The organism is Streptomyces sp. UG1, assembly GCF_049974585.1.
Taxonomy (GTDB): Bacteria; Actinomycetota; Actinomycetes; order Streptomycetales; family Streptomycetaceae; genus Streptomyces.
In genome coordinates this window covers 1-24,598 of sequence record NZ_JBNGGG010000026.1, presented here as the reverse complement: position 1 = coordinate 24,598, position 24,598 = coordinate 1, and the positions used below count along the sequence as shown (strand labels likewise).

The window sequence follows — 24,598 nt, the reverse complement described above, 5'->3', positions numbered from 1 at the left end:
GCCCATGGCCGCAGCCATCGAGGACTACGCCATGGTGGGCGATCTGCACACCGCCACACTGGTCGCCCGCGACGGCTCCATCGACTGGCTCTGTCTGCCCCGCTTCGACTCCCCCGCCTGCTTCGCCGCCCTGCTGCACGACGAGGAGGCTGGACGATGGCTGCTGGCTCCGGCGTCCGGCGGACCTGCCACGCACCGCCGCTACCGCGGGGACACCTTGATCCTGGAGAGCGAGTGGCGCACCACCGAGGGCACAGTGCGGGTGGTGGACTGCATGCCGCTGCGCGGCGAGGCGGCGGACGTCGTGCGAGTGGTCGAGGGCCTGTCCGGATGCGTGCCCATGCGCATGGAACTGCGGCTGCGGTTCGACTACGGCTACCTGGCGCCCTGGGTGCGCCGCGACGGAACTGACCTGGCCGCGGTCGCCGGACCCGACGCCATCTGGCTGCATACACCTGTCCAGCTGCGCGGCCGGGCGGGGACCACCCTCGCGGAGTTCACTGTGTCCGCGGGACAGCGCGTGCCCTTCGTTCTCACTCACGCGCCCTCGCATCTGCCCCGCCCACAGCCCGTGGACGCGGAGAGGGCGCTCGCCGACACCGAGGCGTACTGGACCTCGTGGATGGCCCGGTGCCGCTACGAGGGCCGTTGGCAGCCGGAGGTGCGGCGCTCCCTGCTGCTGCTCAAGGCGCTCACCTACGCGCCCACGGGCGGGGTTCTGGCCGCGGCCACCACTTCGTTGCCCGAGCGGATCGGCGGCGTGCGCAACTGGGACTACCGCTACTGCTGGCTGCGCGACGCCGCCTTCACGCTGCAGGCGCTGCTGGGAACCGGCTACGTCGACGAGGCCGCGGCCTGGCGGGAGTGGCTGCTGCGCGCGGTCGCGGGAGATCCGGGGAAGCTCCAGATCATGTACGCGGTGGACGGCGCCCGTCGACTCCCCGAGCACACCCTGCACTGGTTGTCCGGCTATGAGGGCTCCACCCCGGTGCGCATCGGCAACGCCGCCGCCGAGCAGCTCCAGCTCGACGTCTGGGGCGAGGTGCTCGACACCCTGCACCTGGCCCGTGACACCGGACTCGCCCCGCACGACACCGCCTGGGACCTGCAACGCGCCCTGCTGGACCATCTCGAGGGCCGCTGGGCGGAGCCGGACAACGGGCTGTGGGAGGTCCGCGGTCCACGGCGCCACTTCGTCCACTCCAAGGTCATGGCCTGGGCCGCCGCCGACCGAGCCGTGGACACCGTCCTCCATCACGGCCTGCCCGGACCGGTCGACCACTGGCGCACTCTGCGCGACACCATCCACGCCGAGGTGTGCGCCCACGGGTACGACGCCGAGCGTGGAACCTTCACCCAGTTCTACGGCTCCCGCGGACTGGACGCCGCGCTGCTGCTCCTGCCCAGGGTCGGATTCCTGCCCTGGGAGGACTCACGGATTCACGGCACGGTCGAGGCCGTACAACGTGAGCTGTGCGAAGACGGCCTGCTTCTGCGCTACCACCCCGAGTCCGACGGCGGCGTCGATGCCCTGCCCGGGACGGAAGGCACCTTTCTGGCCTGTACCTTCTGGCTCGCCGACGCCCTGCACGGCATCGGACGAAGCGACCAGGCCCGCGCAGTCTTCGAGCATCTGCTGTCCCTGCGCAACGACGTGGGACTGCTCAGCGAGGAATACGACCCTCGCGCCCACCGCCAGCTGGGAAACACCCCTCAGGCGTTCAGCCTCGTGGGTCTGGTCAACACCGCGCGATCCCTGAGCGGCATACCCACCAAGACCGCGCACTCGGGCGCGGAACCCGGACCACTCACACCAGCCTCCGGGCGGGAGGAGCATGCGTAGTGCCAGTCGTGCCCCTTGCCGCCGTCGTCGTCCCGGCTCTCGGTGTCCTGGTCGTCGGGAAACTGTTGATTGAGAGCCTCGATCAGCACGACCAGTTCCGGGTCGTCCTGGGGAGGCGTCGCTCCATCTCTGCGAGGACGCGCCGGTCGTCCATGGAAGAGCTCATGGTGCTCACCTCCTTGTCCTGAGCGAGAGGAGAGGAGGCCGCTTCGGGCACAGCGCAGTACCCCTGTTCCCACGGCGCTCGATTCAGCGCTGTACCCACGGAGTACCCGTGCGGACCGGCCGGACGACTGACGCACATGCTCGGCGACGGCCGTCTGAACCTTCGCACCTTGCCGCATTCCACCGGGACTGCGGGCTGGTCGCGGCTGCCGCGGCCAGTCACGGTACGCCCCTGTGGATGCGGGTCGCCGAAATGCGCTGACCGCCCGGCTCGGTCCCGGCGGCATCGAGCAGCCGGGCGGCCGTGATCTCACAGATGAGCCGTGCCCGGTCCCCCTCCCGCACGACCACTCCAGTTCCTCCGACAGGCGCCGGCCGCGCGACGAACCGAGCGAGAGGTCCGGCTGGATGGGCCGCGGCACGCCGTGGGCAGCCTGGCATGTTTGCGGAGCTGAAGTGGGGGGACTCCAGAAATCCCAGCAAGCGAGTCATGCACCGCTGTCCGCCCATCGGCTGGGAGGTCCGCACATGACCTGCTACGAATGCGCCCAGTTGGGGCGCACCTCCGAAGCAGTAGCCGTCTGTCAGCTGTGCGGGGCCGCTGTCTGCACCGCCCACGTGCACGCGGAGTCGATGCAAGTGCGCGAGCCCGCGCATCCCGGCAAGGTGATCCACGACCAGCCGGCCAGGCGGCTGACCTGTCCAGTGTGCCGCGCGGCGGAGGAGTCCCGCTGAATGGCCTCGCAGGTCGTACACGCCCTGCACCGGCCCGCGCTGCTGCCAGGCGCCCCGAGCCGCGCCACCACAGTCGAACCCGACGTGGCGAAACCGAGGACAGTGCCAGGCGCATCCCCAGATCTGCTGGTGGTCGGTTCCCGCGGCCGAACCGGGCTGCGCAGGCTGCTGCTCGGCTCGGTGAGCGGCGGAGTCCTCCATGCAGCGCCTGCCCCGTCGCCGTTGGCTCCTCGGCAGCAGACGCCTGGGAGCGTCTGAGCCGAAGGCGCCTGAAGGGTGAAGGCCTCCCTGACTGCTGTGCCGGTTGTGCCAGCTCGACCTATCACGGGCCGGGTATCGGCCTGCTTCGGAGTGGCCCCTATTCGCGCCTGCGCTGCTGCCGAGGCAGATGATCGCCAGGAGGCCGAACCTCCACCCACAGTGCGACACGCCACTTGCCGGCAGGTCTCCATCCTCCGGACGTCGGGCCGGTTCATCGGTGTCCTGACGCGCATCAGAGTGGGCTGCGCCTCTCGGGAGATCATCGGTCGTCGGCCTCTTCGCTCCCGTCCGGCGGGCTTCCGCCTCCTTCCCTGAGGTTGTCCCGGTCATCCGCCGCAGTACCGTTCCTTTCCAGGCGATCGGCCAGTTCGTCGCGGACGAGAAGGCGGCGGTCGAGCGCTTGGGCGCGATAGGCGGTGCGGCCGATGATCTGACTGGTGACCGGGGCGGTGAGCAGTTGGAACAGGGCGACGAGCAGCAGTACGGGGGCGTGGTTCAGCGGTAACCGCACTGCCACTCCGAGGAGGATGAGCAGCAGGCCGAGGGTCTGGGCCTTGGCGGCCGCGTGGAGGCGGCTCGCGGTGTCCGGGAAGCGGAGCAGGCCGACGGCGGCCAGCAGGCAGAAGGCCGCGCCGGCCGGGAGCAGAACGGCGGTGACCGCGTCGCGCACCACGTTCATCGCATACCCTCGCGTTTCTCGATCAGGTGGGCGGCCGTCACCGAGCCGATGAAGGCCAGCAGCGCGAGCACGACGAGCACGGGAAGGGGCGTGGAGTCCTCACGGGCCGCCATCCCGACGGCGATCCCGGCCAGGATCAAGGTCGTCACCACGTCCAGGGCCATGATCCGGTCGAGCGCGCCCGGACCGGCCAGGAGGCGCAGCAGGGTCAGCAGGCCGGCCGCCGCCACCATGGTCAGTGTCGTGCCGTACAGGACGGTCATGGTCGTCTCCCTCGTGCGGGTCATCAGGTTCTTCCGGGCGAGCGGGGACCGGCCCGCCTTCCCCCGTGCGGTGGCCGACCACCCGCGCCACGCGGCGTTCCACGGCCCGCACCTCGCTCTTGCGGTGGTCGATGTCGTGCTGGTCGCGCACGGGGAGCGCATGGACGTACAGAAGCCGCCGGCGGCGATCGATCTCCGCCACCAGAGTGCCGGGGGTCATGGTCGTGACCTCGGCGACGACCGTGATCAGCAGATCGTCGTCGACGCCGAGCTGGACCTCGACGATCGCGGCGGATGTCCTGCCGCCGTGGCGCAGGGCCTGCCAGGCGACGGTGGCCCCGGACCGGACGAGGTCGGCGAGCAGATGTGCCAGCAGCGCCGCGATCCGCCACGGCCGGGGCGCAGCGCCCGGCAGTGCCGGCGGCAGGGAGAACGCCGTGACCACGGCGACGGCCACCGCCAGACCACCGATGAGCACCACCGCGCTCACGGATTCCCACAACAGGACCCACAGCAGCCACAGCCAGGCGATCAACGGCAGATGGTGGACGCCGCGGCGTACTCGCTCCAGGCGGGTCATCGGTCCACTCCGTCCAGGACGACGGACTGGTACGGCTTCGGGTGCAGCAGGTCGTGCGCGGCTCGCTCACTGACGCGGGCAAGGGGGCCCGCGCAGACGGCGATCGCGACTCCGGTCGCCGTCAGACCGGCCGACGCGGTGACCATCAGTCTGGTGCCGCGTGCTCCCCCCTGGCGTCGCCGCGCGGTCTCGGTGGTGGGCGGTGCCGACTGTGCCGTGCTCGGGCCCGCCGGGACCGCCGGCCGGCCCATGAAGGCGAGTGTCCACACCCTGGACATGGCGTAGAGCGTCAGCAGGCTGGTGAGCAGGGCGGCTGCGGCGAGGGCGTAGGCCGTCGGCCCGCCCTGCGCGACTCCGGCCCGCAGCAGGGTCAGCTTGGCCACGAAGCCGGAGAACGGCGGGATGCCGGACAGGCTCAGGGCTGGTAGGGCGAACAGCACGACGACCGCCGTTGCGGGAGGTGGCCGCTTGGCCATGCGATGCAGCGCGGCGGTTCTCATGCGCCGCACGGAAATACCGGCGATGAGGAACAGGGCGGCCTGTACGACGATGTGGTGGACCACGTAGAGGATGGTGCCGGTCAGCCCGCGGGTGTCGAACAGCGCGAGGCCGAACAGCATGAAGCCGATGTGGCTGACGAGGGCGAAGGACAGCAGCCGGTTGAGGTCGTCCTGCGCGATGGCGCCGAGGATGCCCACGATCATGGTGGCGATCGCGACGTACGCGAGCAGGGGCCAGACCTCGGTGCGGGGGAAGAGCAGCGTCTGGGTGCGCAGCAGGGCGTACACGCCGACCTTGGTGAGCAGCGCGGCGAACACGGCGGTGATGGGCGCGGGGGCGGTGGGATAGCTGTCGGGGAGCCAGAAGTGCAGCGGGACGATCGCCGCCTTGATGCCGAGGACGGCCAGGAGCAGCAGGGCCAGTGCCGAGCGCAGGCCGTCCGGCAGCTCCGCCAGCCGTGGCCCGAGCTGCGCCAGGGTGACCGTGCCGGTGGCCGCGTAGACCAGGGCGACCAGCGTGAGGAACAGCAGGGAGGACGTCAGGCTGACGATGGTGTACGTCATGCCGGCGCGGGTGCGGTTCTTGTCGGCGTCCAGTGTGATCAGGACGTAGCTGGCGGCCAGCATCACCTCGAAGGCGACGAAGAGGTTGAACAGGTCGCCCGTGAGGAAGGCCAGGCTCACGCCCGTGACGAGCACCAGGTAGGCGGGATGGAAGACCTCCGCCGCACGACGGCGTTCCTCCGCCGTGCCCTGGCCGATGGCGAACACCAGTACCGCCAGCGCCACCAGCACCGACACGGTGAGGAGCAGGGCCGACAGCCGGTCGGCCACCAGGGTGATCCCCAGGGGCGCGGGCCAGCCGCCGACGTGCACGGACTGCGGTCCCCGAGTGTCGGCGAGCACCAGCAGCGCCACCGCGTCGGCCAGGACCGCGACCAGCACGGTGATGCTGAGCGCGCGGACGGCCGCGCGGGGCAGGCCGAGCAGGGACATGCCCGCGCCGAGGACCGGCAGCAGCACGGGCAGAGCGAGCAGCGGCGCCGTCATCGACGGTCCTCCGATGCGGTCGGTGCGGCGCCCTCGTCACCGCGGTCCCGCTCGGGGCCGGCTTCGGACTCGCCGCGTTCCTGGGCGGCGCGGATGCGGCGGTCCGCCACGTCGTCGCGTACCTCGTCGTGCCCGGACAGGTGCCAGGAGCGATAGGCCAGCGCCATCAGGAAGGCCGTCAGTCCGAAGGTGATCACAATCGCCGTCAACGCCATGGCCTGGGGCAACGGGTCCGCAATGCGCTCGGGATCCGCTGACTCCCCGTTCAGCACGGGAGGTCGTCCGGGCACGCCGCCGGCCACCAGCAGCAACAGGTTGGTGCCGTGGCCCAGGAGGACGAAACCCAGCACGATCCGCATCAGGGAGCGTTGCGTCATCAGGTAGAAGCCCATGGCGAAAAGGCCGCCGACGACGACGGCCATCGTCACGTCGAGCGCGTTCACCGGGCGGCGCCTCCCGTCCTCTCCTCGCGCTCCGCCGCGTCCTCGTCGCCCGCCGGAACTCCGAGGTCGCCGAGCGTGACTCCCACCGCCGACAGCAGCTTCAGCGTGACGCCGACGACGAGCAGGTAGACGCCGATGTCGAAGAACAGGCTGGTCGCGAACTTCACCGACCCCGCAACCGGCAGCTGGAAGGTCACCACCGCGCTCTCCAGCGGCGCACCACCCAGTGCCAGCGGGAACAGCCCGACGGCGGCAGCGAGCATCAGCCCCGCGCCCGCGACCACGCCGGCGGGTACCGGTGCGGCGACTCCGAGATCGGCCCGTCCGCCCACCAGGTACCTCAGCACGAACGCCTGGCCCGCCACCAGCCCGCCGGCGAACCCTCCGCCGGGGCGGTAGTGGCCGGAGAACAGCAGGAACAGGGACAGAACGAGCACGGAAGGAAAGAGCAGTCGGGTCACCACCTCCAGCAGCACTGAGCGCTCGCCGCCCGGTCGCTCGCCGGCGCCCGGCAGCCAGGTCTGCCGGGGCTCGTCCCAGTGCGCCGTGGGAAAGGCGTCGCGTCCGGCGTCGCCGCGGCCCGGCCGTCGGCCCCGGCCCTGGACCCGGACCAGACTGACGACCCCGACCCCCGCCACCAGCAGCACCGAGATCTCGCCCAGGGTGTCCAGGGCGCGGAAGTCTACGAGGATCGCGTTGACGACGTTGTGCGCACCCGTCTCCGACACCCGGCGCACATACTCCCCGGAGACGGAGGAGACCGGTCCCGCGGCGGAGGCCGCCATGGCCAGGCAGGTGACGAGGGCGCCGATCGCACCGGCGGCCGCGGCCCGCAGCAGGCGCCCGCGTGCGGTCGTCCGGCCGGGGCCGAACCGGGCCGGCATCCGGCGCAGTACCAGCACCACCACGACCAGGGTCATGGTTTCGACGAGGAACTGCGTGAGCGCCAGATCCGGCGCGCCGCGCACCAGGAATACCCCCGCGACGCCGTAGCCGACGGCCCCGGTCAGCAGGATGCCGGTCAGCCGGTGCCGGGCGACCACCACCGCCGCGGCCGCGGCCAGCACCACCGCCGCAAGCGGCAGCTCGATCGGGGACCGCCAAGGCGAAGGGGAGCCCAGCGAGGGCACGGCGGCCCCCAGTGCCGCACCGGGCCCCACGGCCACCGTCATCAGCAGCACCGTCAGATAGACCGGCAGCGAGCCGACCTGGGTACGCCCGGTCACCGCTACGGCCAGTCGGTCCATGGCGGCGATCGTCCGATCGAACGCGCGCTGCACGTCCGGCAGACGCGGCACAGCCGGTGCGCGCCGCCATCCCGCATGGACCAGGACACCCAGGACCAGGCTCAGCACGGACAGACCGAGCACGGCGGTGAATCCGTGCCACAGGGACAACTCGTACGGGCCGTGCGGTCCTGCCGAATAGCCGTCTGCGTAAGCCGTCGCGACGGCTGCCGTACCCGCGTACCACACACCGAGTACCAGCCCCGCGCCGGACAGCACCGCCACCGGCGCGAGGAACCCTGGTTCGGGCCGGCTCGCTGCACGCACCGCCTTTCCCGGGCGGCCGCCGAAGGCACCGTGCACGAATCGCGCCGCATACGCCACGGTCAGAACGGAGCCGAGTACGACCGTCGCCGTCAGCCACCCGTGGCCGCCGAGTCCGGTGCCGTGGAGAAACGTCTCGAGGGCCGCCTCCTTGCCCAGATGGCCGACGAGCGGTGGCAGACCGGCCATGGACGCGGCGGCGAGGGTTGAGACGGCGCACAGAACCGGCAGGCGCCGCCCCAGTCCCGACAGCTCCCGTATGTCCCGCGTGCCCGCCTGGTGTTCCAGGATCCCGACGGACAGGAACAGCGCGGCCTTGAAAGCCGCGTGCGCGACCAACAGCACCACCCCGGCCAGCGCCGCGGTCCGCGTTCCGGCCCCCAGCAGAGCGATCAGCAGACCAAGTTCGCTGATCGTGCCGTAGGCCAGCAGGAGTTTCAGGTCGGTGGCACGCAGCGCCCGCCACGCGGCCAGCACCATCGTCATCAGTCCGACGCCGAGGACCATCGGCCGCCACGGGGCCGCCTCGGAGAAGGCGGGGGCCAGCCGGGCCACCAGGTACACCCCGGCCTTGACCATGGCGGCGGCATGCAGATAGGCGCTGACCGGCGTGGGGGCCACCATCGCCGCGGGCAGCCAGCCGTGCAGCGGCATCTGCGCCGACTTGGCGAACGCCCCGATCAGCATGAGCACCACCGCGGCTGAGACGGTTCCGCCGCGCGGCGGATCGGCCAGGATCGCCGAGACACGGTAGGTGCCCGCCGCCTGCCCGAGGAGCACTGCACCGAGCAGCAGCACCAGGCCGCCGGCCGCGGTCACCAGGAGAGCCTGGCGGGCCGCCCGCCGCTGTTCCTGCGACTGACCGCTTCCCACGATGAGCAGGAACGACGCAACCGTGGTGAGTTCCCAGAAGACGTAGAGCACGAACAGGTTGTCGGCCAGCACGAGTCCCGCCATCGCCCCGGCGAAGGCCAGCAGGAGGGCTGCCTGGCGGCCCGCCTCCCCCTCGACGTAGTACCGGCAGTACCACAGCACCGCGGCTCCGACGCCGGCGACGATCCACAGCATCAGCAGAGCCAGGGCGTCCAGGCGCAGATCGACCGTCAGTCCGAGGGACGGCGCCCAGGCCAGGGACTCCTGGTAGTCGCCACCGTCCAGGACCCGCGCCGCCCGCGTGGCCGACCAGACGAGGGCCGCCAGCGGTACCAGCGCCGCAACGGGCCACACCGCCTTGGCGAGCCGCCGCTCCCACCAGGGAATCGCCACAGCGACCCCCGCGTGGGCGGCCAGCAACACCAGCACGGCATCAACTCCTTCACGGTGTCCACCGGTACGCGGTTCATCCCCGCTCGATGTTCCGAGCGCAGGTTTCTCAGACACAGGTGGGTGCCCTGCGTGCGGCGGATCAACCCCGCCTCAGAGGCGTGGGCCGAGGGCCGTGCCCCGAACGGAGCGGAGTGAATGACCGCGGTCAGTTCAGTGTGCGGCCGTCTCCGGCGGAACCGCCTGCTCAAGAGGTCCGCCCGAGACAGACCAACTCCCGCTCACACCAGTACCGATATCGTCCGAAGCGGTGGTGTCTTGAAGGTGGCCGTATGCAGGGGTGTGGCGCTGCTCGGGGATGGTGGGGTCGTTAGCCCGTCAGAGTACGCAGGCTGACGATCCGGTAGGCGACCGCTGCCAACCCTTGCCGGCGCAGCCACGATGCGGCTGTGGCCGGGACTCTCGGCACAAAACATCGCGTGCAATGTCGACGCCGGTCGGGGGCAAGTCGCCTGAGACACTCCACCGGGCAGCGCGGTCGGCCCCGGCAGCACATCCACGGAGCGGGCGGGCATCGGCTCCAGCGGCGGAGTCACGACCACACCCACCACACACCCACATGAATGGTGACAAAATCGACACAGGAGGGTGGTGGGAGGCAGGGTGGATCTGGACGCTGTGATCGATGAGCTCTACGGCCGGCTGCGCCGCCCCACTATGGCCGCACGGGCCAGCAATCTGCTGGTGCGCGAGCACCAGTACGAGGCCGAGCGGCTGCTGGCCGGCCGGCTCACCGCCCAGGCCGGGCTGCGCATCAGTGACGGCGTCCAGCGTGAGGTCCAGGAGACCCTGCAGGCCATGCCGGCAGACCCGGATGCAGCTCGACAGTGGGCCCAGGGTCGTCTGACGAAGCCGTCGAGCGCCCCGGTGGGCTTTCCCGCCCCGCCCCAGACGCCGACGGAGCGCCCGGCTCCCCGCCGCGGCACCGAACCCTCCGGCCGGCTGTCCGACCTCGATGCTGCACGCACTCGCCGCCAAGAGCAGCAAGAGCGCCTTCAGCGAGCCCTGCGAGAGGCTGCGAACGCCGAGCGACAGCTCAAGGAGCGCGAAGAGGCCCTGACCGACGCCCAGAAGGAGCAAAACCGGGCGGAGCAGCGGCAGGAGCAGGCCCGGGAGGCTGGCCGGCGAGCCCGTGGCCATGCGCGGGACGCCGACCGGGCGGTCCGAGAAGTCCGGCGCCGGACCGAGGACGCCGCCGCGCACGCTCAGAAGCTCGCCGAACAGGTGCGCAGCAAACCCTCAAGGACCTGAGAAAGAAGGGCAGGGAACAACGATGGCGCGAGCAATCTGGAGTGGAGTGCTGACGTTCGGGCTGGTCACGGTGCCCGTGCAGTTGTTCACCGCGACCGAGGACCACACCACTCACTTCCGCCAGCTGCAGCGTGGCACCTCCGACCGCATCCGCTACCAGCGGGTGAACGAAAGAACGGGCAAGGAGGTGGACTACGAGGACATCGTCAAAGGCTATGACCTGGACGGCGACTACGTGGTCATCGAGCCTGAGGAACTCGACGAAATCGCCCCGGGCAAGTCCCAGGTCGTCGAGATCACCGGCTTCGTCGACCTGGAACAGGTCGAGCCGGTGTACTTCGACCGCACCTACTACCTCGCCCCCAAGGGTGAGGAGTACGCCAAGGTCTACGAGCTGCTGCGCGCCGCCATGGAGAAGGAGAACAAGACCGGCATCGCCACGTTCGTGATGCGCGGCAAGCAGTACCTTGTCGCGCTGCGCGCGCAGGAGGACGTCATGGTGCTGCACACGCTGCACTGGGCCGATGAGGTGCGCGACCCGCACCAGGAGCTGCCCGCGCTGCCCGAGCGCGGCCAAACCAAGGGCAAGGAGCTGGACACGGCCCGGCAGCTGATCGGCGCGCTGTCCATCGACTGGCGTCCCGAGAACTACCGCGACACCTACGAGGAGCGGGTCCAGGAGCTGGTCGACGCCAAGGCCAAGGGCCGGGAGATCGTCAGCGAGGAAGCTCCGCCCGAGGCGACCAACGTCATTGATCTGATGGACGCGCTCCAGCGCAGCGTCGAGCAGGGCCGCAAGCAACGCAAACGCCCCTCAGGGGGCCGGGGGAAGGTCAAGCGGCTGCCGACGGGTGAGAGGAAGGCCGGCAAGGGCGCGAAGGATCAGCTTGAGCAGCTGAGCAAGGGCGACTTGTACGAGCAGGCGACCAAGCTCGACATCCCCGGCCGGTCCAAGATGAACAAGAACCAGCTCATCAACGCCCTCACCAAAGCCGCCTCGTGACGGACTGCGGCCCGGCCCGTGGGCTACCAGCCGACCGCCTCGCGACGGGCGGCCACCCGGCGACGAGGACCGGTTTCCATGCCAAAGCCGGTGCCGCAGCAATGTTTGCGGCCAGAGAGACCGCGATTCCCAGCAAGAAGGCCGACCAAATCGCCCACTGCGCCCGTCGGGTCCGAGGCTCTGGCTGCTTGAGAAGTCCGACCGTGGCCAGGAGCAAAAGTCCATCAACCGAAAGCCGGCCACAGCGAGGCACTGACCGACTCGGCTCCGCCCGCACATCCAGTGCGCCTTTGCGCGGGAACTCCCGGGAAATCGAGGGAACCGGAGGGAAGCCCTCCGCATCCCTCAATACATCCCCAAACGAACTGTCCTGCCGGAACAACTCCGTCCCCTCCGTGCGGTCCACGCGCAGTTGATAGTTGTAGTGCCGCAGGTAGTACCCGGGGTAGTTGTACGACTCGAAGCGGATCGAGCCGCTCGGGGTGCCGGTTCGGGCGATGAACGTGGCGTCCTTGGCGAACGTCGACGTGCCGTCGTTCGGGTCGAAGCGGGCGCGGAAGCCGTAGTGGCGCAGGTAGTTGCCGGCGGCGTCGCGGAAGGAGTAGCCGTTCACGTCGGCGAGGCCGGGCACGACCGTGAAGGTGGCGGCCTGCTTCTCGGCGGTGGTGCTGGAGCCGCTGACCACCGGGAGGTTGAGCAGGGAGAACTGCGTCTGCCAGTAGCGGGTGGAGTAGTTGCCCGACCGGAAGGAGCGGGTGACGTTCTTCGCCAGGGCCGGGCCGCCAGAGACCGTCTCCTTGATAACCGTGAAGTGGCGGGCGGTGCCGGAGACGACGGGCAGCGCGGTCGGGGCCGACCAGGTGGCGAACGTGTCGTAGCTGTCGCTGTAGTGTCAGTGACGAGGCTGTCGCGTACTCGATGTACTTGGTCGTCTCGTTCTTGGTGAAGGCGTGGTAGGTGGAGCCGGTCTTCACTATGTACGTGTCGATGTGGTTCGTGCCGATGCCAGACAGGGCGACCGGTGAACTCCACGGCGTCAGCGCGGAGTTCGTCGCCCTCAGCAGATACGGCGTGAAGATCCACTGGTCGTTGGTGGTCGAGCACGACACGATCACGTTCACGCTGACCGTGTGGTCGTACAGGAACGTCCAGTCGACCCGGTCGGTGCTGCGCGCGAAGCCGATGGTGGTGCTGGGGTCCTGCCAGGTGTGGGTCGTGTAGGTGATGTAGTAGTAGCCGTCGGTGTGCCGGATGATGCTCGCGTCGCGGATGCGGTTGCTCGGCGGTGTGTACGCGGAGGCCCTGGCCAGACGGAAGTCGGTGGCGTCGTCGGACTGGTAGACGTTCACGGTCCCGTCGTTGCTGTTCAGGAACGGCACGATCGTGTAGACCGGGGGGCCTCGCCCAGGATCAGAGCCGAGGCCGGCACGGCGGCCAGGGACAATCCCGAAACCCGAACCAGCTGCGTTCGTAATATCGAACGTAGTTCGAAAATTCGATCAGGAGGTAAGGGCAGGGCTCGGGCCCGTCAATGGTTTGGGTACGGGAAGGGCGAGATCTGGGAGAAACCTGTGGTGAACCTCGGAGCCGCACCGGTCGAAAACGTTCCGCGCCCGGCCGCCGGAGGTTACCGTTCGGTAGACAGTGTCGTCTGGGAGGTGCCCCGTATGACGCCCGACCGTGCCGCAGGCCTGGCCGAGTCCGCCCGTGCGCTGGCCGGCGGGGAGGTGACGTCGCAGTCCCTCGTCGCCGAGGCGCTCGCGCGGATCGAGGCGAGCCAGGAGTCCCTGAACGCCTTCCGGGTGGTGCGGACCGAGGCCGCTCTCGCCGAGGCGGCGGCCGCGGACGAGAAGCTCGCGGCCGGGGTGCGCCTGCCGCTGCTCGGTGTGCCGGTCGCGGTGAAGGACGACATGAACGTGGCGGGCGAGCCGACCGCGTTCGGCTGCCGCGGGGAGTTCCCGCCGGTCGCCGAGGACGGCGAGGCGGTACGGCGGCTGCGCGCGGCCGGGGCCGTGATCGTCGGCAAGACCAACACCTGTGAGCTGGGGCAGTGGCCGTTCACCGAGGGTCCCGCCTTCGGCGCGACCCGCAACCCATGGCACCGGGACCACACGCCGGGCGGCTCGTCCGGCGGTTCGGCCGCCGCCGTCGCCGCCGGGCTGGTCCCCGCCGCGCTCGGCTCGGACGGCGCCGGCTCGGTGCGGATCCCCGCGTCCTGGACCCACCTCATCGGCATCAAGCCGCAGCGCGGGCGCATCTCCACCTGGCCGCGCGGCGAGTCCTTCAAGGGCATCACCGTCAACGGCTCCCTCGCCCGTACGGTCGCCGACGCGGCCCTCCTGCTGGACGCCGCCGCCGGAAACCACGAACTCGACCCGCACCGACCGCCCGCGGTCGACGCCTCCGAGGCCGTCGGCCGCGACCCCGGCCGGCTGCGCGTCGCGCTCTCCCTCAAGCCGCCGTTCACCGCCCTTCCCGCCCGGCTCGAGCCGCAGGTGCGGGCCCGGATCGTCCAACTCGCCGAGAAGCTCGGCGAGTTGGGGCATCATGTCGAGGAGGCCGATCCGCCGTACGGCCAGATCGGGCTGACCTTCATCCCGCGCGCGACGGCCGGGATCGCCGAGTGGGCCGACGAGGTGCCCTTCCCCGCGCTGCTCGACCCGCGCACCCGCAGCGCGGCCCGCCTCGGCCGGCTCCTCGGCGGGCTGCCGCTGCGGGCGGCGCGGCGCGCGGAGGCGGTCCTGCACCGGCGTATCGGCAGGTTCTACGAGTCGTACGACGTCGTGCTCGCGCCCACAACGGCCGCTCCCCCGCCCCGGATCGGCGCGATGCTCGGCCTCGGCGGTTTCGCCACCGACCGGGCGATCATCGCCGCCTGCCCCTACGCATGGCCGTGGAACGTGCTGGGCTGGCCCGGTGTCAACGTCCCCGCCGGGTTCGTGGGCGACCTGCCCGTCGGCGGGCAGTTGCTCGGGCCGGCCAACAGCGAGCCGCTGCTGATCTCGCTGGCCGCGCAGTTGGAGTCGGAGCTGCGGTGGCACGAGCTGTGGCCGCCGCAGCAGGGGGAGACGGCGCCCAGCGCGGTCGCCTGAGGGCGAGAGGCGACCCGCAACGCGTAGCCCATGGGCCAACCCCTAGGGTGTGCCTCCGTGAGCACGCTTACCGACGAGAACGTCCCGGGCCGCTCCGGCCCCACCGCCACCACCGAGGCCGACCCCCGCGCGGTCGGCAGGGTGCGCACGGAGTACTCCCCCGCGCACGACGGCGACCCCGACCCCGGCGAGATCGTGTGGACCTGGGTTCCCTTCGAAGAGAACGACGGCCGGGGCAAGGACCGCCCGGTGCTCGTCGTCGCGCGGGAGGCGGGCGGCACTTTCCTCGCCGTGCAGTTGTCCAGCAAGCGGCACGACGCCGGGCGGGCGGGTGGGGGAAGAGGTGCCCGGGAGTGGGTCGCGATCGGCAGCGGGCCGTGGGACCGGTCGGGGCGCGACTCCTGGGTCGACGTGGACCGCATCCTCCGGCTGCACGAGCAGGGCATGCGCCGGGAGGCGTGCGCCCTGGACCGGGGGCGGTTCAACCTGGTCAGGCGGCGGCTGCACGAGCGCTACGGCTGGACCTGACGCTCGGGGAACACCTGGGCGAACGCGGCCCGCACCGGGCTGTCGGGCGTGCGGTCCAGGATCCCGAACACCACGTGCTCGAAGGCTCCGGCGAACCGCCCGCCGGGCCCGAGCAGTTCCCGGAACGCCCCCGCCACCTGTGCGGGGGCGTTCTGGAACACCCCGCAGCCCCACGCGCCCAGCACCAGCCGCCGGTAGCCGTGCACGGCGGCCGTCTCCAGCACACGCTCGGCGCGGATCGCCAGGGCCCGCGGCAGCTCGGCCGTGCGCTCGGGTGTCCTGCGCCGTACGACGCCCGCGTTCGGGGCGGCGGCGGTCAGGAAGCCGGCGGTGTACGGCTCGTCCAGCAGGCCGCCGCGGTCGTCCCGGAAGACGGGGACGCCGGGTGAGTGGATGACGCGGTCCGTGTAGAACGCGTCGCGGTGGGCGCGGTGGTGGTCGTAGAACTCGTGGGCCTCGAGCAGGCAGGTGTACAGCGCGGAGGCCCGGCACAGGGCCTCCTCCTGGGCCTGGGCGCCGTTCAGGAAGCCGCCGCCCGGGTTGCGGGCCGAGGCGAAGTTCAGTACGGCCGTCCCGGCGCCGAGCCGACGGGCCGCCTCGAGGCTGCTCTCGCCCGTGACCTCGAAGAACGTCTCCGTGGAGGAGATCCGGGGCAGCGACAGCGGCTCGGGCCCGTACATGCGCGTACCGGCCCTCGCCGCCTCGATCGCCGCGCCGATGGCCACCTCATGGCCGCCGGGCGCGCGGTAGGTGCCCGCCGCCACGATCTGTTCCGTCTGGTGCGCGATCCCGCGCAGACGCGCGCTCATGGCGCCACCCCCGTGCGCGCCATGGTCACGCGACCGCCCGGGCCGCCCGCGATCTCCCCCGTCGTGCTCACCCACGCATCGTGAGCGATGCTGGTGATGCGGTGCAACAGAATTCCCGGGCCGCACAGCCGACCGAGAACGACCGGGAAAGCCCCTGCCAACGCCCGGAGCGTGGAAGTTACCGCTCCGGAACGCGCCGCTACGCACTCTTGTGCGAAGCGGCGAGAGGGTCTTGGGTTGGACGAGTGTGCCGACCCGGCCCCACAAGATCCGGGCCGGTGACACTGCACCCTGGACTCTCAGGAGGATCCCGATATGTCCGAGTCGGTCAGTGGCTGTACGGAGCAGCCCCGCACCGCGGTAACCGAAGCCGAGGTGGAGGCCCTGGTCCGGGGCATCTGCTTCAAGACCGGCCCACCCCGCACGCTCGGGGTCGAAGTGGAATGGCTCGTCCATGAGCTGCGCAGCCCGCAGCTCCCCGTGACACCCGAAAGACTCGAAGCGGCCTACGCCGCACTGCGGACCGTGCCCCTGAGATCGGCGCTCACCGTCGAACCCGGCGGCCAACTGGAGCTGAGCTCCCCGCCCGCCGCCTCCCTGATGGAGTGCATCGGTACCGTCTCCGCCGACCTCGACGCCGCCCGCGCGGTCCTGCGCGAGCACGACCTCGGTCTGGTCGGCATCGGCAACGATCCCTGGCACTCGCCCCGCCGTTTCCTGCGCCAGCCGCGTTATGACGCGATGGAGGCGTATCTGGACCGTGCGGGTCCGGCCGGCCGCGCCATGATGTGCACCTCGGCCTCCGTGCAGGTGTGCCTGGACGCCGGATACGAGGAGCCCGGCCCCCTCGGGCACGGGCGGCGCTGGTGGCTGGCGCACCAGCTCGGCGCGGTCCTGGTCGCCGCGTTCGCCAACTCCCCGCTGGCCGGGAGCGAGCCCACCGGCTGGCTCTCCACCCGGCAACTGCTGTGGATGGAGATCGGCCCGGACCGCGCGGGCGCTCCCCCGCTGGACGGCGATCCCCGGGCCGCCTGGGCGCGGCACGTCCTGGACGCACCGGTGATGTGCGTACGCCGGGACGGCGGCCCGTGGGACGTCCCGGACGGGCTGGCGTTTCGGGAGTGGACCAGATCGGGGGCGCCCAGACCGCCCACGCACGAGGATCTCGACTACCACCTCACGACGCTGTTCCCGCCGATCAGACCGCGCGGCCATCTCGAACTGCGCATGATCGACGCCCAGCCCGGCGAGGACGGCTGGATCGTGCCGCTCGCCGTGACGACCGCGCTCTTCGACGACCCGGAGGCGGCCGAGACCGCCTACCGCGCCGTGAAGCCGCTGGCCGAGCGCGCGCTGGCGGCGCCCGCGCCGCACAACCCGCTGTGGACCGACGCGGCCCGCTCGGGCCTCGCCGACAAGGAGCTGCGGGAGGTGGCGGACACCTGTTTCGCGACGGCCCTCGAGGCTCTGCCCCGGCTGGGGGCCACGGCCGAGGTCACCCACGCGGTGGCGGCGTACCGGGACCGCTATGTCGCAAGGGGCCGCTGCCCCGCCGACGACCTGCTGGACGAGCTCTACGGCACGGACCGCACCCTGCACGGGAAGGACATCCGCACATGACCGACCCCGCCATCGACGGCGACGCGCTCCACTTCGACGCCGATACGCTCCGCGAGCGGGCGCTGACCACCCTGACCACCGCCCGTGCCCGCACCACCCTGCTCACCTCCTGTGTCGAGGACCCCGACCTGACCGCCCAGCACTCGCCGCTGATGTCGCCACTGGTGTGGGACCTCGCGCACATCGGCAACCAGGAGGAGCAGTGGCTGCTGCGGGCGGTCGCCGGGCGGGAGGCGATGCGGCCCGAGATCGACGGCCTCTACGACGCCTTCGAGCACCCGCGCGCCGAACGCCCCTCGCTGCCGCTGCTGCCGCCGGGCGAGGCCCGCAACTACGCGGCCGAGGTGCGCGGCCGGGTCCTTGACGTCCTTCAGAGCACCGCGTTCCACGGGACGCGGCTGACCGAGGCGGGCTTCGCCTTCGGGATGATCGCGCAGCACGAGCAGCAGCACGACGAGACGATGCTGATCACCCATCAGCTCCGCAAGGGCCCGCAGGCGCTGACCGCCCCCGACCCGGATCCGGTGCCCCTGTTCACGGGGCCGTCCGAAGTCCTGGTCCCCGGCGGCCCGTTCACCATGGGCACCTCGACGGAGCCCTGGGCCCTGGACAACGAGCGCCCGGCGCACCGGCGCGAGGTGGCGCCGTTCCACATCGACACCACGCCGGTGACGAACGCCGCGTACCAGGCGTTCATCGAGGACGGCGGCTACGACGAGGAGCGCTGGTGGACGCCGCAGGGCTGGGCGCACATCCGGCAGCACTCGATCCACGCCCCGCTGTTCTGGCACCGGGACGGCAAGCAGTGGCTCCGGCGCCGCTTCGGCGTCACCGAGGTCGTGCCGCCCGACGAGCCGGTGCTGCATGTGTGCTGGTACGAGGCGGACGCCTACGCCCGCTGGGCCGGTCGGCGGCTGCCCACCGAGGCCGAGTGGGAGAAGGCGGCCCGCCACGACCCGGCCGGTGACCGCTCGATGCGCTACCCGTGGGGCGACGCGGATCCCGCGCCGGTCCACGCCAACCTCGGCCAGCGGCATCTGCGCCCGGCGCCGACGGGCAGCTATCCGGAGGGCGAATCGCCGCTCGGGGTACGGCAGTTGATCGGTGACGTGTGGGAGTGGACGGCGAGCGACTTCCTGCCGTACCCGGGGTTCCAGGCCTTCCCGTACAAGGAGTACTCGGAGGTGTTCTTCGGCCCCGAGTACAAGGTGCTGCGCGGCGGTTCGTTCGCCGTGGACGCGGTGGCCTGCCGGGGCACGTTCCGCAACTGGGACTATCCGATACGGCGGCAGATCTTCTCCGGTTTCCGCACGGCCCGCTCCGCGGGGGACGTCTGATGTGCCGTCATCTGGCCTACCTGGGCCCCGAGGAGCCGCTCGGCCGACTCCTGGTGGAGCCCCCGCACGGCCTGTACCGCCAGTCCTGGGAACCTCGGCGGCAGCGGTACGGGACCGTCAACGCCGATGGTTTCGGGGTCGGTTGGTATGCCGAGGGAGATCCGGTGCCGGCGCGGTACCGCCGGGCCGGGCCCATCTGGGCGGATCTGTCCTTCGCCGATCTCGCCCGCGTCGTACGCAGCACCGCGCTGCTCGCCGCCGTACGGGACGCGACGGTGGCGGGCGCCGACCAGGAGGCCGCGGCGGCGCCGTTCGCCGCGGGTACCTGGCTGTTCAGCCACAACGGCGCGGTCAAGGGCTGGCCCGGCTCGCTGACGCCGCTGGTGTCCGGCCTCCCCGCCGTGGACCTGCTGTCGATGGAGGCCCGCAACGACTCGGCGTTCGTGTGGGCGCTGGTCCTCGCGCGGCTGCGCGGCGGTGATGAGGAAGGGCAGGCGCTGGCCGACACGGTGGTGGAGGTCGCCGAGGCGGCCCCCGGCTCCCGGCTCAACCTGCTGCTCACCAACGGCGAGACCATCGCCGCGACCGCCTGGGGCGACACCCTGTGGTATCTGACCCGGCCCGGCGGCGGCACCGTCGTGGCCTCCGAGCCCTACGACGACGATCCGCACTGGCTTCAGGTCCCCGACCGCACCCTCCTCGCGGCGAGCCGCACCGATGTGCTGCTCACCCCGCTCAAGGAACCCGGCGACCCCCTGGCCCCCGCACCATCCAAGGAGCCCAGCACGTGAGTCCGTTCCTGCTGACCCGCACCCTGCCCGAGGACGCCACCGACGCCGCGCTGCGCGCCGATGTCCTCAAGGGCCTGACCAGCTCGCCCAAGACGCTGCCGCCCAAGTGGTTCTACGACGCCCACGGCAGCGAACTGTTCGAGAAGATCACCGAGTTGCCGGAGTACTACCCCACCCGAGCCGAGCGGGAGATCCTCGTCGACCGGGCCGGCGAGATCGCCGCCGCCACCGGCGCCCGCACCCTGGTCGAACTGGGCTCCGGGTCCTCGGAGAAGACGCGGTTCCTGATCGACGCGCTGACGGGGCTGCACACGTATGTGCCCGTCGACGTCAGCGAGAGCGCGCTCAGCCAGGCCGGGCACGCGCTCATCGAGGAGCGGCCGGCGCTGAACGTGCACGCGCTGATCGCCGACTTCACCGGCGGCCTCGACCTGCCGGACACGCCGGGTCCGCGGCTGGTGGCGTTCCTCGGCGGCACGATCGGCAATCTGCTGCCGGCCGAACGGGCCGCGTTCCTCGCCTCGGTGCGCGCCCTGCTCTCCCCCGGGGACGCGCTGCTGCTCGGCACGGACCTGGTCAAGGACGAGGGGGTCCTGGTCGCGGCGTACGACGACGCCGCCGGGGTGACGGCTGCCTTCAACAAGAACGTGCTGACCGTCATCGACCGGGAGCTGGGCGCGGACTTCGATCCGGACGCCTTCGACCACGTCGCCGTCTGGGACGCGGACAACGAGTGGATCGAGATGCGGCTGCGCTCCCGCACGGCGCACACGGTGAAGGTGCCCGCGCTCGACCTCGCCGTCGACTTCGCGGCGGGCGAGGAGATGCGCACCGAGGTGTCGGCGAAGTTCCGCAAGGAGGGAGTGGGCGCGGAGCTGTCGGCGGCCGGGCTGGAGCAGGCGCACTGGTGGACGGACCGTCAGGGCCGCTTCGCGCTGTCACTGAGCGTGGCCCGCTGACGGACGGCTCGCGCGATGCCGCCCCTTGGGGCACGGTGGAGTGACGCGTGCGAGAGGAGCACCCACATGACGAACCACACCTACCGGGTCACGGACATCGTCGGCACCTCGCCCGAGGGCGTGGACCAGGCAATCCGCAACGGCATCGCGCGCGCCTCCCAGACCCTGCGCAACCTGGACTGGTTCGAGGTGGTCGAGGTGCGTGGCCAGCTCGAGAACGGTGAGATCGCGCACTGGCAGGTGACCATGAAGGTCGGCTTCCGCCTGGAGGAGTCCGACTAGGCCGGTCCTGTTCCTCAGGTCCGCCCCTCCCGCTCCTGCGCCACCTTCAGCACGGCGGAGGGGGCGGTCCAGCGCGCCCGTACGACGGTGAAGCCGGCCCGTTCGGCGTCCTCGCAGACCAGCTCGTCGTCGTCCACCAGCACCCGGATCTCATGGGTGCGGGCGAGGCGGTGCAGGATCTCGAGCTTGGTGCGCCGGGCGGGCCTGCGGTCGTTGTCGCGCCGCATGTACACCCGCTCGTCGGGCAGCCCGTGCGCCGCGAGCCAGTCGAGGGTGTCGCGCCGGCAGCGCTCGGGCCGCCCGGTGAGATAGCGGATCTCGCACTCCTCGGCGCTCTCCCGGAGCAGGGCGATGCCCTCCTCGATCGGCGGGTCCTGCGGGGCGGCCGCGAAGAAGGCGTCCCAGTCCCGGGGCCTGCGCTCCAGGAAGTGCTGCCGGTGTGCCGTGTCGGCGAGGGTGTTGTCCAGGTCGAACACGGCGACCGGGCGCTCGTTGCTGTCCGTCACGTCTCTCACCCTAAAGGGGCAACGCACCCCGGCAACCTCCGCGCGCCGGGCGGCCACTGCTGTGCGAGACGGCGGGCAGGCGGACGCGAGAGGCCCCGATGCTTGTCGTGGCGGTGGACGGGGACGACTCGGCACCGGGCACCCTGGACCAGCCGCTGCGGACCCTTCAGCGGGCCGTGGACCTGGGGCGGCCCGGCGACTCCATCGCCGTACGCGGCGGCTGGAGATCGTCAACGGCCCTTATGGGATCTACTGCGACGGCTGCAACGGCAACGTCTCCTCCCGAATTTCCACACACGACAATTACGAATCCGGCTTTCAGCTTCAGGGATCTACCAGTGACAACCAGATCCTGAATCTGGACAGTTACGGCAATCGCGACCCGCGCAAGAACGGTGAGAGCGCCGACGGTCTGGCCGTCAAGCCTTTCCGGACTTCGCCGGCGACGGCAATGGCTTCAAGATGGGCGGGGGCAGTCCGGCCCCGGCGGTGGGGCACACACCGCTTCCCTCCCTCACCGGGCCGCGCTCCGCCGACGGAGGGCTGCCGTCGGCACGGGGGGGGGTTCCTGGTGCCGCGGAGCGGCGCGGCCGTCGGCGCCCGGTTCTGAGCCGCCGGCTTGTCACCCCTCCCGGACGGGTCTTGTTTGAGCCAGACCGGCCGAAAGACATGGGCCGGACTATTTCCGGGAGGGCCCTTTTTCGCAGGCCACAGAAGATCGCCGACGAATCGCGAAGGGTGAACACGCCACCGGGGTGCGGCGATTCACTTAGCCGGTTGATTGTTGAAAGAACCCGCTGACATACTCCGGCTTCCGGCTTTCGCCGCTCCGACCGTCCCCCCCACCAAGCCCGCACCACCAGTGTGTTCGGCATGACGCAGCGAAGAAGGTGCGCCTGTGCCCGATTTTTCACCTTGGCACAACAATTCTTTCACATACGGTTCGCCGAATAACGCGCCTGCCAACGCGTCTGCCCCACCCCCACGCATATCCGAAGACCCCGAATTTCACTCTCTGCGCCGCGCCCAGCGCAGGTTCGGCGTCCGCGCGTCGCTCCTGTCCGTCGGCGGATTCCTGCTGTACGTCCTGCTGTCCCACTCCGCTCCCGGCCTGATGAACCAACGCCTGGTCGGCGCCCTCACGCTCGGCCTCGCCCTGGGGCTCGGGCAGTTCGTCGTGATGGGCGTGACGGCCTGGTGCTACGTGCGGCACATGCGCACCCGGGTCGATCCGCTCGCCCGCGGCCTGAGCTCACGAGTGCACCAGCGACAGCCGGGCTCACCCGGCGCCGCCGCACCGCACGGCGACGCAGGTCAGACCGTCCGTCCCGGCCCCAGGGGGTACCGCACGTGGTGACCATGTCCGAAGGCATCGTCGACCGGTTCAGCCTGCAACTGACGTTCGTGCTGTTCCTGTCGGTGGTCGTGGTCACGCTGTTCATGGCGCTGTTGACGGCCCCTCAGCGCGACGAGATCAGCGAGTTCTACCTCGGCAACCGCACCATGTCCCCGCTGCGCAACGGCCTCGCGATGTGCGGCGACTACCTGTCCGCCGCGACCCTGCTGGGCAGCACCGGACTGGTCGCCCTGACCGGCTACGACGGGCTGATGTACCTCGGCGGCACCGTGGTCGCCTGGATGATGGTGCTGCTGCTGATCGCCGAACCCCTGCGCCGCGCGGGCAGGTTCACCCTCGGCGACACCCTCGCCATGCGCCTGCCCCGGCTGCAACGACCGGTGCGGCTCGCCCTCGCGGTGTGCACGCTGGCCATCGCGACCCTCTATCTGGTCGCCCAACTCGTCGGCAGCATCGCCCTGCTGACCCAGTTCACCGGCGAACCCGGTGCGGCGACCCGCACCCTGTGCGTGATCGTGATCGGCACCATCGTCATCGTGTACGCGGCCATCGGCGGCGCACCCGGCGCCACGGTCATCCAGATCATCAAGGCCGTGATGCTGGTGGCGGGCGTGACGGTCACCGCGGTCATGGTGCTGCACCGCTTCGACTGGAACCCTGGCGCCCTGTTGTCGGCGGCCGCGGACAACAGCGGCACAGGCGCCCAGTTCCTGGAACCCGGGCTGCGCTACGGCGTCAGCACTTCGAGCAAGATCGACTTCTTCAGTCTGCAGCTGGCGATCGTCCTCGGCCTCGCCGCCCTCCCCCACGTCCTGATGCGGCTGCTCGCCCCTCGCAAGGTCGACGTGCTGCGTTCCTCCGTCGTCTGGGCGGTAGGCCTGGTCGGCCTGGTCTGCCTGGCGGCCGGCATCCTCGGCCTCGGTGCCACGGCCGTCGTGGGCCGGGAGACCATCTCGAACACCGACCACAAGGGCGACGCGGCCGTACTGCTCCTGGCCAACGCCCTCGGCGGCGGCATCCTCACCGCCCTGCTGTCCTGCCTCGCCTTCGTCACGCTGCTCGCCGTGGCCGCCGGCCTCACCCTCGCCGCGGCCACTTCCCTCGCCCACGACCTGTACGGCGAGGTGATCCGCAAGGGCCGCGCGAGCGAGACCGAGGAGCTGATGGTCGCCCGGCTGTCCGCGGCCGTCATCGGCGTCCTGGCCATGATGCTCGCCCTGGTCTCGTGGGGCGCCAACACCGCGACGCTGGCGTTCCTGGCCTTCGCCATCGCGGCGTCCGCGATCCTGCCGACGATCGTGTACACCCTCTTCTGGCGCCGCTTCAACGGCCAGGGAGCGCTGCTCAGCCTCTGGGGCGGCCTGGCCTGCTCGGTCCTGCTGGTGCTGTTCTCCCCCGTGGTCTCCGCCACACCGGACTCGTTCTACCCGGAGTCCGACTTCGCCTGGTTCCCGCTGCAGAACCCGGGCATCGTCTCCATCCCGGCGGGCTTCCTCCTCGGCCGGCTCGGTACGGTGCTGGGCGAGCGCCGGCAGCCCCAGGACGACGACGCCTATGAGGAGTTCGAGGTGCGGATGCTGGTGGGCGCCAAGGACTAGGGCCTGTTGTGAAAGTGCTGGTCACAGCCACTCGTTGATGGCTGCGACCAGCACGGTCGCTTCGTAGCGGACC

Annotated in this window: 22 protein-coding genes and 2 pseudogenes; 15 read left to right on the top strand and 9 right to left on the bottom strand. The window is 71.0% G+C overall.

Annotated elements, in window-relative coordinates; all coding sequences use genetic code 11:
• Positions 1 to 4 precede the first annotated feature (4 nt).
• The 4 genes from ACP4J3_RS27400 to ACP4J3_RS27385 all read left to right on the top strand — a co-directional run bounded on the left by ACP4J3_RS27400 (position 5) and on the right by ACP4J3_RS27385 (position 3,001).
• The gene (locus ACP4J3_RS27400; RefSeq protein WP_426538716.1) at positions 5 to 1,843 is read left to right on the top strand and encodes a glycoside hydrolase family 15 protein; all 1,839 of its coding nucleotides are present in this window, start codon (positions 5 to 7) and stop codon (positions 1,841 to 1,843) included.
• Positions 1,843 to 2,031, top strand: a complete 189-nt coding sequence (locus ACP4J3_RS27395) for a hypothetical protein (protein WP_426538715.1) — start codon at positions 1,843 to 1,845, stop codon at positions 2,029 to 2,031. Before ACP4J3_RS27400 ends, ACP4J3_RS27395 begins: the two co-directional genes overlap by 1 nt.
• Positions 2,032 to 2,416: 385 nt before the next feature.
• Entirely contained in the window at positions 2,417 to 2,743 is a 327-nt protein-coding gene (locus tag ACP4J3_RS27390) for a DUF2180 family protein (RefSeq protein ID WP_426538714.1), read from the top strand.
• Positions 2,744 to 3,001 carry a universal stress protein gene (locus ACP4J3_RS27385; RefSeq protein ID WP_426538713.1) on the top strand — a complete coding sequence of 86 codons (258 nt, stop codon included), beginning with the start codon at positions 2,744 to 2,746 and terminating at the stop codon, positions 2,999 to 3,001.
• Between the two features lie 262 nt (positions 3,002 to 3,263).
• Here ACP4J3_RS27385 and mnhG read toward each other — a convergent pair whose 3' ends face one another.
• From mnhG to ACP4J3_RS27355, 6 genes and pseudogenes are all read right to left on the bottom strand, one after another.
• Entirely contained in the window at positions 3,264 to 3,683 is a 420-nt protein-coding gene (gene mnhG, locus ACP4J3_RS27380) for a monovalent cation/H(+) antiporter subunit G (protein ID WP_426538712.1), read from the bottom strand.
• Entirely contained in the window at positions 3,680 to 3,970 is a 291-nt protein-coding gene (locus ACP4J3_RS27375; RefSeq protein WP_426538711.1) for a monovalent cation/H+ antiporter complex subunit F, read from the bottom strand. The genes mnhG and ACP4J3_RS27375 overlap by 4 nt, the downstream gene beginning before the upstream one ends.
• A 55-nt stretch (positions 3,971 to 4,025) precedes the next feature.
• Positions 4,026 to 4,526 (bottom strand): annotated as a pseudogene (locus tag ACP4J3_RS27370) (Na+/H+ antiporter subunit E); the annotation flags it as partial.
• Positions 4,523 to 6,076: a Na+/H+ antiporter subunit D gene (locus ACP4J3_RS27365; protein ID WP_426538710.1), complete on the bottom strand. Its 1,554-nt coding sequence runs from the start codon at positions 6,074 to 6,076 to the stop codon at positions 4,523 to 4,525. The gene ACP4J3_RS27365 and the pseudogene ACP4J3_RS27370, both read right to left, overlap by 4 nt.
• On the bottom strand, positions 6,073 to 6,519 hold the full coding sequence (locus ACP4J3_RS27360; protein ID WP_426538709.1) for a Na(+)/H(+) antiporter subunit C: 447 nt from the start codon (positions 6,517 to 6,519) through the stop codon (positions 6,073 to 6,075). The genes ACP4J3_RS27365 and ACP4J3_RS27360 overlap by 4 nt, the downstream gene beginning before the upstream one ends.
• A complete protein-coding gene (locus ACP4J3_RS27355; protein WP_426538708.1) occupies positions 6,516 to 9,371 on the bottom strand; it encodes a Na+/H+ antiporter subunit A in 2,856 nt (951 codons plus the stop codon). Before ACP4J3_RS27355 ends, ACP4J3_RS27360 begins: the two co-directional genes overlap by 4 nt.
• 624 nt (positions 9,372 to 9,995) lie before the next feature.
• Here ACP4J3_RS27355 and ACP4J3_RS27350 point away from each other — a divergent pair.
• Together ACP4J3_RS27350 and ACP4J3_RS27345 are read left to right on the top strand one after the other, a co-directional pair.
• Complete coding sequence (locus ACP4J3_RS27350; RefSeq protein ID WP_426538707.1) at positions 9,996 to 10,643, top strand: hypothetical protein; 648 nt, start codon at positions 9,996 to 9,998, stop codon at positions 10,641 to 10,643.
• A gap of 22 nt (positions 10,644 to 10,665) precedes the next feature.
• The gene (locus ACP4J3_RS27345) at positions 10,666 to 11,646 is read left to right on the top strand and encodes a Ku protein (RefSeq protein ID WP_426538706.1); all 981 of its coding nucleotides are present in this window, start codon (positions 10,666 to 10,668) and stop codon (positions 11,644 to 11,646) included.
• Positions 11,647 to 12,004: 358 nt separating this feature from the next.
• Here the strand turns inward: ACP4J3_RS27345 and ACP4J3_RS27340 are convergent.
• Positions 12,005 to 13,123: pseudogene (locus ACP4J3_RS27340) on the bottom strand (AbfB domain-containing protein); the annotation flags it as partial.
• Between the two features lie 190 nt (positions 13,124 to 13,313).
• Between ACP4J3_RS27340 and ACP4J3_RS27335 the strand changes: the two are divergent.
• Positions 13,314 to 14,738 carry an amidase gene (locus ACP4J3_RS27335; RefSeq protein WP_426538705.1) on the top strand — a complete coding sequence of 475 codons (1,425 nt, stop codon included), beginning with the start codon at positions 13,314 to 13,316 and terminating at the stop codon, positions 14,736 to 14,738.
• A 57-nt stretch (positions 14,739 to 14,795) separates the two neighbouring features.
• Positions 14,796 to 15,266 carry a type II toxin-antitoxin system PemK/MazF family toxin gene (locus tag ACP4J3_RS27330; RefSeq protein ID WP_426538704.1) on the top strand — a complete coding sequence of 157 codons (471 nt, stop codon included), beginning with the start codon at positions 14,796 to 14,798 and terminating at the stop codon, positions 15,264 to 15,266.
• Here the strand turns inward: ACP4J3_RS27330 and ACP4J3_RS27325 are convergent.
• The gene (locus ACP4J3_RS27325; RefSeq protein WP_426538703.1) at positions 15,251 to 16,075 is read right to left on the bottom strand and encodes a TIGR02452 family protein; all 825 of its coding nucleotides are present in this window, start codon (positions 16,073 to 16,075) and stop codon (positions 15,251 to 15,253) included. The two genes, ACP4J3_RS27330 and ACP4J3_RS27325, sit on opposite strands and share 16 nt — an antisense overlap.
• A 315-nt stretch (positions 16,076 to 16,390) precedes the next feature.
• Between ACP4J3_RS27325 and egtA the strand changes: the two genes are divergently transcribed.
• The 5 genes from egtA (at position 16,391) to ACP4J3_RS27300 (ending at position 21,064) form a co-directional block, all read left to right on the top strand.
• Positions 16,391 to 17,695, top strand: a complete 1,305-nt coding sequence (egtA, locus tag ACP4J3_RS27320; protein WP_426538702.1) for an ergothioneine biosynthesis glutamate--cysteine ligase EgtA — start codon at positions 16,391 to 16,393, stop codon at positions 17,693 to 17,695.
• Positions 17,692 to 19,032, top strand: a complete 1,341-nt coding sequence (gene egtB / locus ACP4J3_RS27315; RefSeq protein WP_426538701.1) for an ergothioneine biosynthesis protein EgtB — start codon at positions 17,692 to 17,694, stop codon at positions 19,030 to 19,032. Before egtA ends, egtB begins: the two co-directional genes overlap by 4 nt.
• On the top strand, positions 19,032 to 19,823 hold the full coding sequence (egtC, locus tag ACP4J3_RS27310) for an ergothioneine biosynthesis protein EgtC (protein WP_426538700.1): 792 nt from the start codon (positions 19,032 to 19,034) through the stop codon (positions 19,821 to 19,823). The genes egtB and egtC overlap by 1 nt, the downstream gene beginning before the upstream one ends.
• Positions 19,820 to 20,782 (top strand): L-histidine N(alpha)-methyltransferase, encoded by a 963-nt coding sequence (gene egtD / locus ACP4J3_RS27305; protein WP_426538699.1) that lies wholly within the window; start codon positions 19,820 to 19,822, stop codon positions 20,780 to 20,782. Before egtC ends, egtD begins: the two co-directional genes overlap by 4 nt.
• A gap of 66 nt (positions 20,783 to 20,848) precedes the next feature.
• Positions 20,849 to 21,064: a dodecin gene (locus ACP4J3_RS27300; RefSeq protein ID WP_426538698.1), complete on the top strand. Its 216-nt coding sequence runs from the start codon at positions 20,849 to 20,851 to the stop codon at positions 21,062 to 21,064.
• 14 nt (positions 21,065 to 21,078) lie between these two features.
• On the opposite strand, the gene ACP4J3_RS27295 is transcribed toward ACP4J3_RS27300, so the two are convergent.
• The gene (locus ACP4J3_RS27295) at positions 21,079 to 21,570 is read right to left on the bottom strand and encodes an LNS2 domain-containing protein (RefSeq protein WP_426538697.1); all 492 of its coding nucleotides are present in this window, start codon (positions 21,568 to 21,570) and stop codon (positions 21,079 to 21,081) included.
• Positions 21,571 to 22,468: 898 nt separating this feature from the next.
• Between ACP4J3_RS27295 and ACP4J3_RS27290 the strand changes: the two genes are divergently transcribed.
• Both ACP4J3_RS27290 and ACP4J3_RS27285 read left to right on the top strand, forming a co-directional pair.
• Positions 22,469 to 22,927, top strand: coding sequence for a DUF485 domain-containing protein (locus tag ACP4J3_RS27290; protein WP_426538696.1), 459 nt, complete (start codon positions 22,469 to 22,471; stop codon positions 22,925 to 22,927).
• A gap of 2 nt (positions 22,928 to 22,929) precedes the next feature.
• A complete protein-coding gene (locus ACP4J3_RS27285; RefSeq protein WP_426538829.1) occupies positions 22,930 to 24,525 on the top strand; it encodes a cation acetate symporter in 1,596 nt (531 codons plus the stop codon).
• Positions 24,526 to 24,598: the final 73 nt, after the last annotated feature.